Genomic DNA, 12362 nt, shown 5'->3' with positions numbered 1-12362 from the left:
TCGCGTTTATGGTTTCTTCTGCAGCCCGCGCGCATCACGCCTCCTCTCTAGCGACGCGGGGGATATTCCCTGCCTCGGTGTGGCTGGTGGCTGCGGCTTTCGCTGCTCTGACGTTATATGCGCAGCTGCGCCTGGCCACGCCGGATGATGCTGCCAGCTGGTGGATCGCAGGCCGCTTGGTGGCCACCGGGCATGCAGATGCACTCTATGCCATCGACCCCAATGATTATGGGCTCTTCACCGGCCCGGAGTGGACCCACGAGGCCGAGCTCATCGCCGAGCACACCCTAGTGCCGCACCCCTATGTGCACCTACCGGCGGTGGCCTATATTCTCGCCCCGCTGACCATGATCATGAGCTTCCCGGTGTTTATCGCCTTGGGAGCGGTGATCACCGGTGTGTCCCTCACCCTGCTGGCGGCCGCGTCGATTGCGCTGTGGACCGGTCGTGCCCCACACCCTGGGGTGCTGGTGGCTGTTACCACGCTGGTGTGGCTGAGCTCGGCGGCGCAGGCCAGTATCACCCTGGGCCAAACTTCACCTTTTATCTATGCGCTCATCACGCTGAGCGTGGCGCTGAGCCAACGCCGCCCCTGGCTGGCCGGGGTGTGCATCGCGGTGGCCGCCTTCATCAAGATCACCCCGGTGGCGGTGGTGGTGGCTATGCTGCTTTTCGCTTCACGACGCCGCGCCGGGCTCATCGCCACCGGCCTGCTCGCGATCGCGGGCCTAGTGTCCTATCTTCTCGTCCCCAGCTCCGTGTTCAGCGCGTGGCGGGAGACGGTGGGGTGGATCGGCGCCCACACCCTGGCCCCGCACAATGTGGCTATCGATGCGCTGCTCATTATGCCGGTGCGAACGGAGGCCATCGTGGGCGTTTTCGAGGAGTCCTCCCCCTGGGCGCTGCCCATCAAGCTGCTCATCCTCGTTGTTCTCGCGGTGGGGGCGCTGGCGCTGATGGGCAGTGAGAGCACCAAGAAATTCGAGATCATTGCGGTGGTGATGATGCTGGGTGCCACCAGCGTCTCGAGTGTGCTGTGGGTGCACTATGCCCTGATAGGCGCGGTGGGCATCATCGGCGTGGTGGCACTGTATCGCTGGTGGTGGGCGGTGGCATTTTTGCTGCTGCTCCTGCCGCCCTTTGCCGCAGGGGAGGGGGAGCTGTCGTGGGATCTCGCCCCGCTGGTGGTACTGCTGGGCCCCTCGCTGGTGCTGCTCTTCGGCGCGGTGGTGGCGCATCGGCCCAGCGTGGCGGAGATTGGCCGCGGCCTGCGGCGGGAGTTTGTGGGCCGCTAGGGGTTAGTTTTTGCGGAGCACGACCACCAGATTCGACACAGCGAATTCGCGGAAGAGCGGCACCCGCACGGCCCACCACGCCCACCATGGGTGATAGCGGGGGAAGGCCAGCACCAGCTGCCCCGTGCTCTCTGCCCAGCGCAGGCCCTCGGCGCAGGAGACGTTAAATAGCGATGTGCCAAAGATGTTCTTGGGCTCGTGGCCGTGCTTCTTCCTATAGCGGCGGCGGGCAAACTCCCCGCCCACATAGTGCTGCCACAGCCCGGTTTCGTGGCCGCCAAAAGGACCCAGCCAGATGGTGTAGGACAACACCACTAGCCCGCCGGGGGCGGTGACGCGCAGCATCTCATCGGCCATGGTCCAAGGCTCGGGCACATGCTCGGCCACATTGGAGGAATAAGTGATCTCGCAGCTGTTATCGAGGAAGGGCAGCTGCATGCCCGAGCCGCGCACATCGGTGGCCAGCTCCCCGGGTTCGCAGGAGATATAGCGGGCGCCGCGGGCGGCAAACTCGGAGGTGAAATAGCCGGGGCCGCCGCCCACATCGAGCACCCGGGAGCCGTGCAGGGACACGCCATAATCCGTGCAGAGCGCGTCGATAAGCTCGGCGGTGTCGCGGGCAAGGCCCGTATAAAAGACGTCGGGGTCAGCCTGTTCGAGGGGGAAGGAGCGCAGTAGTGACCACGTGCGCCCGAAGGTGGCTCGCGAGAAGGTGTGCGGTGCGGGCTGCCCATTCAGGCGGTTGAGAGCCGAGCGGAATATGGTGCGCATGGGGCTCCATTATAGGCTTGGGGGTGATGAAGATTCTCCTGCTCTGCTGGCGCGACTCCACCCACCCTCAAGGCGGTGGTAGTGAGCGCTATCTTGAGCGCGTCGCGGAGCACCTCGTGGAGCGTGGCCATGAGGTGATTTTCCGCACCGCGGCCAATGAGAACGCCCCTGCTACCACGAGCCGCGCGGGGGTGCGTTTTCGGCGGGCGGGCGGCCGGCTCACGGTCTATCCGCGGGCGTGGCTGGCCATGCTGGCTGGGCGTGTCGGCATCGGGGAGCTGCGCGGGGTCGATGCCGTGGTGGATACCCAGAATGGCATTCCCTTCTTCGCCAAGCTGTTCCTGAATGCCCCCACCGTGGTGCTCACCCATCACTGCCATCGCGAGCAATGGCCGGTGGCGGGGCCCGGATTGGCGCAGCTGGGCTGGTTTTTGGAGTCCACGGTCGCGCCGCGGGTCTATCGCCACGCCCGCTGGGTCACCGTCTCCGAGGCCTCCGCGAGTGAGCTTCGCGAGCTGGGGGTGCGCGATATCAGCGTCATCCATAATGGTGTCGATCCCGTACCGCATTTCGACGCCCTCTCCCCGGCCTCTGGCCCGCGGCTGGTGACGCTGTCGCGGCTGGTGCCACATAAGCAGATCGAGCACGCCATCGAGGTGGCGGACGCCCTCGGAGTGGAGCTGGATGTGATCGGCTCCGGCTGGTGGGAGGAGAACCTCCGCGCGATCGCGGGGGAGAATATCCATTTCCACGGGCACGTCTCGGAGGAGGCCAAACACGCCTTGCTGGAGCGGGCCGATATTCACCTGATGCCCTCCCGCAAGGAAGGCTGGGGCCTCGCGGTGGTGGAGGCCGCCCAGCACGGGGTGCCCACGATTGGCTATCGCAGCTCGCGGGGATTGTGCGATTCCGTGCTCGATGGTGAGACCGGGGTGCTGGTGGATACCCCCGAGCAGTTGCTGGCCGCAACGGCGGAGCTGATTGCGGATCCCGCGCGCCGCACCAGTCTCGGCGAAGCCGCCCGGCAGCGCGCCGAGCACTATTCCTGGGCTACGACGGGTGCTGCCTTCGCCGAACTCGTAGAGCGCGAAGCCCGATAAATAGCGGCAGCAGCAGCCACCACACCAGCAGTGCTAGCCCATGGCCGTGCGGCCGAGGCTCCACCCCGGCGACCCGGTGGGTATGTTCACCATCGACCACCAGCCCCACCTGGAGCTGCGCCAAGGCGGCATCATCGCGACGCTCCCAGGCCGCCATGGCCTGCTCCCAGCGCGGGTTCGGCGGGTCCACGACTTTTCCATCGACCACCAGGCCCCCAGGCTGGACGGCCGCGACCGCCTTGGTGCGCGGATCCACCGCCACCCGCCCCTCATAGGTGGTGATCGCGGTGGCGGGGCCCACCAGCAGCACATCCACCCCCGCAGCCTCCTCGTGGAGGCGCTGCCAGGAGGAGTCGGCGGGAACGGGGCGCAGCTCAGCCAGCTGCTGCGGGGCCTGTGGCACGCTGAGCGCCAGCAGCACCAGCCCTACGCCCTGGAGCCACAGCCAGCGAATACCGGCGGCCATAGCCGCGTAGGCCGGCAGGGCGAAAAGAACAAATTTATGCGTATCGCGGAAGAGCGCCCCGCCTGGAATCCCCTGCAGATCGAGGCTACAGGCCGCGGCGAGGATCCCGGCGGCGCCGAGCAGCACCAGCCGGAGCGGTGCCGCGCGCAGACCGGTGAGCAGGAGGAGGAAGAGTAGCGCCCCCGCGATCACGCCGCCGGTGCGGGCCACCTCGGCGTTCCAGATTCCCCCCAAGCCCACCACGGTGGCGGTGATATTCAGCGCCTCTGGGCCGAGATCGGCCTCGGGGCGGGTGGCGAAGGCGGCCCCCGCCGCGCTGCTGGGTGGATTGAGCAGCGCGGGCACGAGCCAGGGCAAGGACACCGCGGCCGCGCCCGCAACCGAGCTGAGTGCGGGGCGGGTGAGAATCGCCACCACCCCGGCCACCACCGCGCCGGTGGGGGTGAGGCTGGCAAGCCACACGAGGCTGAGCTGCCGGAGCGGATGCTGGGCGCTGGCGGCGATCCCCGGCAAAAGCCAAGCGGCGATCACCAGCGACCACTGGCCTTGGGCGAGGCGCTCAATGGTGAAGGGATTACACAGCGTGAGCCCCACCCCGAGCGGCCCATAGCCCCAGGCGGCCCAGGCGGCTATACCGGCCGAGCCGAGGATGAGGGCACGGGCGAACCAAGAGGCCGGCAGGATCTGGCCCAGCAGTGCCAACAGCCCGTCTTGGGGCACATTGCGGGCGGCGAGATCACCCACCCCGAGTGCATCCGCGCTGAGCGCCGGGGTGTCGATAAGCACCATGTCGCGGGTGATGAGCACGCCACTACGCAGCAGCGTCAGGGCGAGCATGCCCAGGCAGAGCGCCACGATGGCCCATGACAGCGTCGTCCCGCGCAGTGCGGGGGCGAAGACGCGGCCGCGCATGTTAGCTCCGCGCCCGCAGGTAGGTGACGGCGGCGGCGATGAGCAGCAGGAAGGACAGGGTGCGGCTGAGATACTGGGTGAAGCGCATGGCGTGGAAGGCGCTGAGTTTGCGCTCGGCTTCGGCCCACTGCTGGGATGTGGTGCCCTCATCCCAGTCGAAGCGGGCGCTGAACACGGTGCCCTCTACCGCGGAGGCGCCGGCGAAAAACTCGGCGGTGCGCTGTTCGGCGGTGGGGGCATCGGGCGCGGTGAACCAGAGGGGACGCTCTTTTAGGTCCACGATCATTCCGGTAAAAGGCTCCACCGTGATATCGCGCTCCACCGCGTAATACCCGCCGATCACCCGCACGGGGCCGATCTCTTGGTGATAGGTGAAGACCTCCTCGCCGTGATAATCCACGGCATCCACGAAGTCCACCGGCACCGAGGCCTGCAGCACCGTATCAAAATAGGGATAGGAGGATTTCCCGGCCGTCGGCGGGAAACGATAGTTCAGGCCGACGCGCACAAAAGAAGAATGGGTCAGAGTGGAACCGACGATCAGCCCCGGGGCGCCGCCCATATAGCGTGACGACGCCGTGTCCACGGGATAGCCAGTGCCGCGGCTGAGAGTAACCGAATCCTCCTCGCGGTAGAGCACCTGCTCCTGGGAGCGCACCGTGGTGCGCGCCTCGGCCGTCACATTCTCCCGGTCCGCGGGCTCGCCGAGGACCACACTGCTGTCCTTAGTCACCGTCTGGCCTTCTGCCAGCGACCCCACGGCGATGCTGGGCACGGTGGTGACATGCGTGGCGTAGCTGCGCGGCAACGAGCCCTCGCTGAACTTCCACGTGGTGTAGATGATGAAGGACAAGGCCACGAAAAAGACGGCGGCACCGAGGAATACTCGGGCGATGAGCAGCGAGACGATGCTGCCGGTTCTGCTACCGCGGGCCACGTCGACTCTCCTTCTAGGCGGGCGTTCGTGGCGGTGAAGCCACCGCGCTGCGAACAGTGAAGTATCAATTGAGGGTATGAAACAATAAGTGTCGTGTCCCCTCAATCCTACGCAACGCCGCGCAGTTACAATCCAAGCCTCGAGGGTTTGCGCGCCGTTGCCGCCTGCGGAGTGTTGCTCACCCACACCTCTTTTCAGTCTGGCATGGACCCCAGCTCGCTGGTGGGTGGATTTTTAGGGCGTTTCGACTTCTTCGTCGCGCTCTTCTTTGCGCTCTCCGCCTATCTGCTGGCCCGCGGCGACTATCGCACCCGCCGCTCCTTTTATGCCAAGCGCTTCTTCCGCGTGGTGCCCGCCTATGTGGTGTGTGTGGCCACCGCGTTGATTATCCTGCCAGCCAATTTCGACGCCGACCCAGCGGCGGTGATCGCCACCTTCTTCTTCGCCCAGATCTATCTGCCCCACGGGCTGCTGCCGGGTATCACCCACTTGTGGTCAATGTGCGTGGAAGTGGCCTTCTATCTGGTATTTCCCTTTATCTCCCGGAAACGGTGGATCATTCTCGGGCTGGCGCTGCTCAGTCTCGGCTGGGCCTTTATTCCCTTCCCTGCCGGCGGCCCCAACTGGCAGATCTTCCCGCCCGCCTATACCTGCTGGTTCGCCGTGGGGCTGCTGGCGGCCCGCATTCAGCCCACGCCCACCGCAGAGAGATGGCTGCGCCGCCGCTGGATCTGGTGGATCTGTGCTGCCGCCATCCTTTTTGTGGCCGGCCAAGAGTTCTTCGGCCCGCTCGGCCTCGAGCACCCCTCCCCGCTGGAGTTTCTGCGCCGCGTGATCGCCGGCGCCGCCTTCGCCGCCGTGGTGCTGGTGCCCTATGCGCTCGCGCCGGGCTCGCGGCTGCTCGACTCGCGCCTATTCAGCCAGCTCGGCACCATCTCGTATTCCATCTTCCTCTGGCATGTGGTGGTGCTAGAAATGGTGTTTCCGCTTCTGGGCATGCGCCCGTTCACCGGCAACTTCCTGCTGATTACTGCGGTGACTCTGGGGCTGACCCTGCCGGTGGCGTATCTGTCTTACCACCTGGTAGAGCGGCCAGCGCGAGGGCTGTGGCGATGGCTGCCTGGGTCAGCACGTGCCCGCCAGCCTCGACGCCGCGCTGGAGCCACAGACCAGTAACCAGCACGCTCAGCCCGGCGATCCGCAGCGTGGTCCAGCGCTCCACGATCCATGCCACCACAATGCCGATAAGTCCCGGCAGGCCGAAGACCAGTGGGGCCAGCACGGCATAGCGCGGATTCGGGCGAAATACCCCCGGGATCCGCGGTGTGGTGGGCAGATAGAGCGCCCAGGCCGCGGCGAGCAGAGAAATGATCACGCCGACCAGCAGATAGCTCCGCGGGAAGCGCAGCGGGGCGAGGGCATCGGCCTCAAAGGCCTGCATACCCGCATTGATGGTGGTGGGCGGGGCATCGCCCATGCTCAGACCCGGGTTGAAGGAATAGGAGGTATCCACCAGCTGCTTCCGTGGCGCCGACGGTGCGTGGGGATTGGTGAGCATCAGCCACTCGGCATTGGTGGAGAGGCGATGTTCCCCCGCGTCCAGCTCGACGGGGCCGCAGCCGTGGGGTGTGCCGTCGATAAGCGTATTCGTCCACGCCCCGCAGGAGGAGGTGCGCAGCTCAAGGCGCGCCGGTTCGGGGAGCACCAGGGTGCGGGCGAGCACACCGGTATACACCTGCCGCTGGCTAAATAGATAGTGCTGGGCGCTGGGCGAGCCCTGCACCACGATCTCGCGGCGGATACCCATATCGGCCTCGGCGATCCCTTGGCCCGGGCCTGGAATAATGCGCACCGGCAACTCGTCTACCCGTAACTCGGCGGTCTCGCCTTCCCGCATAAATACGCGGGTGCCATTGACCAGAAGATCGCCGGAGCGGCCCCGAATCTGCAGCTTCAGGGTGCGCACATCGTCATTCTCCGGATCGAGGCTCAACCAATCGCCGTAGAAGGCGGTACCGGCGAAGCCATCCACCGCGGCGGTGGGGGAGTGATTCGGGCGCGGGCCGTAGATACTGCTGGCATCCGCGGCATTCGGGCCGGCGGTAACAGTACCGCCGGTTTCCCGCAGCCACAGTTTCGGTGCCTGGGAGGGATAGTCGATCACCGGATTCTTAATATCGGGCGCTTCCTCGCGGTGGGCCAAGAGACCCGAATGCTGCCCGGTGCCATAGTTGCGCGCAATGGCCAGGGGAGTATCGGTGATGATCTGCGCCTGCTCGGGCGTGCTGGTGAGCTGGCGCGGCTCATAGCCCAACACCTCATTGATCAAGGCCAGCGATTCTCCACCGCCCAGCACCTGGTCGATGGGCTGATCCACCACTGAGGCGCCGCGCTCGGGATCGATCTCGATCACATCCATCTTGCCGAAGGAGTGCACCGTCAAGCCCTGCTCCTCGGCGGCGTCTACCAGCTCCGTGCCGGCGCGCTGGCCCACATCGTGGCGCACCGCAATCAAGCCCACGCCGAGCTGGGGCAGCGCCGCGAAGGAACCATCCTGGAGCGAGTCCATCACCCCATCGAGGCCGCGGATGGCTTCCGGATTGACGAGGGGGACCGCGTCGCGGGCAATCCACGGCACCTCCAGCAGTGGCTGCAGCGGCTCATCGCGGGTCCAGCCCCAATCCTGGCGGGCGAAGCGCACCGGCGGATAGATCAGCGTGCGGGTATTTTGCCCGTGCGTGTTCAGCCAGTCTGCGGTCTCGTAGACATAGGAGGGCACCTGCTCGAATGTGCCCCGGGGTGCCAGCCGCAGCGACCACGCCGGCGAGCTGGCCATCACCACCGCCAGCGCCGTGGCGATGTAGAGCAGCTTGTGCCAGTGCACGCTGAGGCAGGCGATACCGATACACAGCGGCAGCCGCACCAAGGGATCGAACTTGTGCACATTGCGCAGCAGCGCGCCGGGGCCGTCGAGGAAGCCCGTGACATAGTGCGAGCCGCAAAGAATAACCACGCCGATGAGCAGCAGGGTGATCCACATTCCTTGGCCGCGCATCCGCTTTAGCCCAGCAATACCGGCGGCCGCCACCGCGACGGTGGCCAACACCAGAATCGGGTTGAGCGCGAGGACATGCCCCGCGAGGCGTTCACTATCGACGAAGGGGGTCCAGCTGGTGGCGCCGCGCAGCACCTGCACCCCGTTGAGGTTGCCGGTGGTGATGTGCGCGTTTTCGATGTAGTCGGTAAAAGGCGGGGAGAGCCGGCCCATGGTGGCCAGCGGCACCAGCCACCACATGCTCACCAAGATGGAGCCGATGAGGAAGTGGCCGAAGTCCACCCAGCGGTGGCGGAAGAGCAGCACGAAACCGCCGGGAATACATGCGGCGATGGTGGCGGTGGCATTGACCGCGCCGAGACATGCCACCGCGATAATGGCGCGGCCCAGCGCCGGTTTGGCGCGGACCAGCGGCTCCACGATCCACGGCACGAGAGCCACCGGCCAGGCTTCAGAGGAGATCGCACCGAGCGTGGTGAGAATCCGCGGGGATAGAGCATAGGCGGCCGCGCCGAGAATAGGGCTCGGTAGCCGCAATGTGCCGGCTAGGCGATAAAACCCAGAAAAGGAAAGACCCAGTATGAGGGTCCACCACAGCCGCTGGGCTACCCAGTCGGGCAGTGGCTCGGTGAGGAGAAAGAAGAAGCCTTGGGGAAAGAGATAGCCATAGGCTTGGTTCTGCAGCTGGCCGAGTGGGAACACATCGGTCCACGGCCGCACCGCTCGGGCGAGAAAGCCGGCGGGATTGAGCGCCAGATCAAGTTTGGTGTCGGCGGCGGTGCGCCCCCAGGCGGAGCCGAAGGAACACAGCGCCGCGAATAACCATGCCAGCAGATGGACGCGGGCATGGGGTGAGACCCGCAGGGTGGTGGCCATGCGGGAGAAAGAGAGACGAGAGCGCCCCGGCGAGGGCAGACTAGCGGGTGCCGTATTCGACGCCGCCGAGGAGGGCGTCGTCGCTATTGACCGCGTGCGACTGAGGGACGGTGTCTTGCGAGGAGAAGATGGAGAGGCCAAGGATTGCAACCATCCCTAGAAGGAGGCCGACGACAGCAGAGGCAAACGCGGGGCCAATCGTGCGGCGAGTGACGCTATCTGATTCAAGAGCCATGGTTTAATCCTCATTGTCTTCCGGGGGAACCACGAACACGGGAATGTTGGTGTTGTGGACGATACTTTCTGTCGTCGAAGAACTGAAGAAAGATCGTATTCCGGTTTCGGCGCGAGTGCCAATTACGATCACATCGGGGCGGAGATCCTCGGAGGCGTCGATGATGGCCGACCAGATAGAGGTGGCCGATTCCACGAGGTGTGCCTTCACGAAAAAGCCCAGTTCCTCGGCGCGCTGGACGCCTTCGCGGCAGGTGGCTAGCGCCTGCTGATAGGCGGGGTCCTCGGTTTCATCATCGGTCGACTGCATATCCGAGAGCTTCATTCCCGACTGTCCGGCGGCGCGGGCGGCCTGGCGGTAGAGCGGTTCCCACGCGGTGATGATCTCCACGTGCTTCGGCGCTAGCAGCGCGGCGGCGTAGTCGAGTGCTCGTTGCGATTCCGGCGAACCGTCATAGGCAACCAGCATCGTCTGGGTGGATTCAAACACCGGTGACAGTGCCCCTTTCCTTCGTTCTCGTATATCTCGCGCCCAGCGTCCTCGGGGGAGGGGTGGGCGCGGCGTCGTCTCGTTTGTGTATGTATGCCACAGCCACGCCACCAGCACCGCGTACGGTACTGGAGCGTGATCTATCTATGACAAAACCCCTTCCAGTGTAGGTGATGGAGAGCGGTTGGTCATACCCTAGAGAGCTAAAACCCATGCGTCACAACAGTCACAATAATCACTTTTCTGTCTCGCTGAAGGTGAAAAATGTGCTGTTGAGCTGGCTAGACGCATATTCTCAGGCAGACTTAAGACGAGATAGGAAATCGCCAAGAACACGCGCGATTAGTAAGGTTGAGAAACGTGAATGTGCGCAAAATTTCTCTCCTCGTCGTCGTGGGGCTGCTCGCGGTGGCGTGTGTAGCGCTGCTGGCGAACTATCTGCTGGGCAAAGACAAGCTTCAGCGCAATAGCGAAATCAACGGCGTGGCCGTGGGCGGGCTCAGCGAGGCCGAGGCCCGCGAGTTGCTTGCCACTCGCCTCGCCGGGGTGGAGGAGCAGCCCGTAACTGTGCGCGCTGGCGAGATGGACACCCAGGTGGTGCCCGCCGAGATTGGCCTGTCCGCCGACTGGGAGCACACCGTGGCCCAGGCCCCGCACACCTCCCTTAATCCGGTGCGCGAGATCGCTGCGCTGTTCCGCAGTCAGGAAACCGATGTGGTCAGCGCCGTGGATGATGCCGCCTTCGCCTCTGGGGTGGATCGCGTAAGCGAGGAGCTTTCCCGGCCGCCGCGCGACGCCGCGGTCCGGCTCGATAACGGCGAGGTGATCGTCGACGAGCCGCTTAATGGCCAACATCCTTCCCGCGAGGGACTGGAGGCATCCCTGCCGGAGCGGTGGCTCGACACCAAGGGAGTGGAAGTATCGGCAAGCTCTGAAGAACCTGCCGTGCGCGATAGCTCTGCAGCCCAGAAGGATGCCGCCACGGCGTTGTCCGGGCCGGTGGTCGTGCGCGGCCGTGAGGATGTCAGCGGCCAGATTCCCGTGGAGCGCATGGGCGAGGTCATCACCTTCGTGCCCGAGGGGGAGCACCTCCGCAGCGAATACAATGAGGAGGCCGCCCGCGCCATCCTTGGCGAGACTCTCTCCGAGACCGAGGTGGAGATGAAAAACGCCAGCTTCACCCGTGGTGGTGGGGAAGTAATTCCGAGCGTCGATGGGGTGCACATCCAGTGGGACACCGTGATGGATGGCCTCGAGCAGCGCATCCTGGGCGATGAGCCCCGCGAGTTCGACGCTGTCTATGAGGACGAACCGGCCACATACACCACCGAGCAGGCCCAGCAGGCGAGCTTCTCCGAGACGGTATCGACATTTACCACCGGCGACTTCTCTGGGCCTTCGGGCACCAATATCGCGCTCACAGCCCAGATCGTCGATGGGGCCGTGGTGGTGCCTGGGCAAACCTTCTCGCTCAATGGCTATACCGGGCCGCGGGGCGCCGCCCAAGGCTTCGTGGAATCCGGCATCATTCTCAACGGCCGCGCCGATACAGCCGTGGGCGGAGGCATTTCTCAGTTTGCTACCACCCTCTACAACGCCGCCTACTTCGCCGGCATGGAGGATGTGGCGCATACCCCGCACTCCTATTACATCTCCCGCTACCCAGCGGGACGCGAAGCCACCGTCTTTGAGGGATTGATCGACCTCCAGTTCAAGAACACCTCACAGCACCCAGTTCTTATTTCCTCCTGGGTGCACGGCAACGAAATCACTGTGGAGTTCAAGGGCGTCAAGGAAGTAGAGGTGGAATCGGTCTCCGGTGGCCGCTGGGCGCCCACTCAGCCGCACCGCATTAGCCTCTCCGGCGATGACTGCTCGCCCTCCTCCGGAGCCCCCGGTTTCACCACCTCTGACACCCGCATCATCCGCAACCTCTCTGGAGCAGAGATCTCGCGGGAAACCCAACAAACGGTCTACGATCCGCAGCCGATCGTCCGCTGCAGCTAGACCCGCAAACAACACGGAGTAGCCTCCGGGCCTCACGCCCCATCACCGCAGCCAGCGGTGGTGGGGCTTTGTAGTAGCCGCGGAAGGCGTAGCCGCGTGGGGCGGTGAAGACGGTGCCGCGTAGTGTCCCCCTGGTGCCGGATCGCTAGAGATAGGCGCAGCAGAGGAAGGGAACGCGGCAGCGCCCCGCACGGCCTTCCTCGTGAAGGTGTGCGGGGC

At 65.2% G+C, this 12362-nt stretch carries 9 protein-coding genes and 1 pseudogene; 4 read left to right on the top strand and 6 right to left on the bottom strand.

Annotated features, from left to right (window positions below; all coding sequences use genetic code 11):
• Positions 1-8 precede the first annotated feature (8 nt).
• A complete protein-coding gene (locus tag KR227_RS07030; RefSeq protein ID WP_218364624.1) occupies positions 9-1295 on the top strand; it encodes a glycosyltransferase family 87 protein in 1287 nt (428 codons plus the stop codon).
• Between the two features lie 3 nt (positions 1296-1298).
• Here KR227_RS07030 and KR227_RS07025 read toward each other — a convergent pair whose 3' ends face one another.
• Positions 1299-2066 carry a methyltransferase domain-containing protein gene (locus KR227_RS07025; protein WP_218364613.1) on the bottom strand — a complete coding sequence of 256 codons (768 nt, stop codon included), beginning with the start codon at positions 2064-2066 and terminating at the stop codon, positions 1299-1301.
• A 26-nt stretch (positions 2067-2092) separates the two neighbouring features.
• Between KR227_RS07025 and KR227_RS07020 the strand changes: the two genes are divergently transcribed.
• Positions 2093-3166, top strand: a complete 1074-nt coding sequence (locus KR227_RS07020; RefSeq protein WP_218364611.1) for a glycosyltransferase family 4 protein — start codon at positions 2093-2095, stop codon at positions 3164-3166.
• Here KR227_RS07020 and KR227_RS07015 read toward each other — a convergent pair.
• Positions 3117-4544: a hypothetical protein gene (locus KR227_RS07015; protein ID WP_218364609.1), complete on the bottom strand. Its 1428-nt coding sequence runs from the start codon at positions 4542-4544 to the stop codon at positions 3117-3119. The genes KR227_RS07020 and KR227_RS07015 overlap by 50 nt on opposite strands.
• 1 nt (position 4545) lies before the next feature.
• Positions 4546-5481, bottom strand: coding sequence for a porin PorA family protein (locus KR227_RS07010; RefSeq protein ID WP_218364607.1), 936 nt, complete (start codon positions 5479-5481; stop codon positions 4546-4548).
• 93 nt (positions 5482-5574) lie between these two features.
• Between KR227_RS07010 and KR227_RS07005 the strand changes: the two genes are divergently transcribed.
• Positions 5575-6657: an acyltransferase gene (locus KR227_RS07005; RefSeq protein WP_218364605.1), complete on the top strand. Its 1083-nt coding sequence runs from the start codon at positions 5575-5577 to the stop codon at positions 6655-6657.
• A gap of 1027 nt (positions 6658-7684) precedes the next feature.
• Here KR227_RS07005 and KR227_RS10805 read toward each other — a convergent pair.
• From KR227_RS10805 to KR227_RS06995, 3 genes and pseudogenes are all read right to left on the bottom strand, one after another.
• Positions 7685-9412, bottom strand: a pseudogene (locus tag KR227_RS10805) (alpha-(1->3)-arabinofuranosyltransferase family protein); the annotation flags it as partial.
• Positions 9413-9452: 40 nt separating this feature from the next.
• The gene (locus KR227_RS07000) at positions 9453-9647 is read right to left on the bottom strand and encodes a DUF2613 domain-containing protein (protein WP_151529016.1); all 195 of its coding nucleotides are present in this window, start codon (positions 9645-9647) and stop codon (positions 9453-9455) included.
• A gap of 3 nt (positions 9648-9650) precedes the next feature.
• Positions 9651-10115 carry a universal stress protein gene (locus tag KR227_RS06995; protein ID WP_218364882.1) on the bottom strand — a complete coding sequence of 155 codons (465 nt, stop codon included), beginning with the start codon at positions 10113-10115 and terminating at the stop codon, positions 9651-9653.
• 381 nt (positions 10116-10496) lie between these two features.
• Between KR227_RS06995 and KR227_RS06990 the strand changes: the two genes are divergently transcribed.
• Positions 10497-12143 carry a VanW family protein gene (locus tag KR227_RS06990; RefSeq protein WP_370625199.1) on the top strand — a complete coding sequence of 549 codons (1647 nt, stop codon included), beginning with the start codon at positions 10497-10499 and terminating at the stop codon, positions 12141-12143.
• Positions 12144-12362 lie beyond the last annotated feature (219 nt).

It is taken from the genome of Corynebacterium sp. TAE3-ERU30 (assembly GCF_019209925.1).
In the GTDB taxonomy this organism is placed as follows: Bacteria; Actinomycetota; Actinomycetes; order Mycobacteriales; family Mycobacteriaceae; genus Corynebacterium; species Corynebacterium megadyptis.
This window is presented reverse-complemented; position numbering and strand designations above follow the sequence as displayed.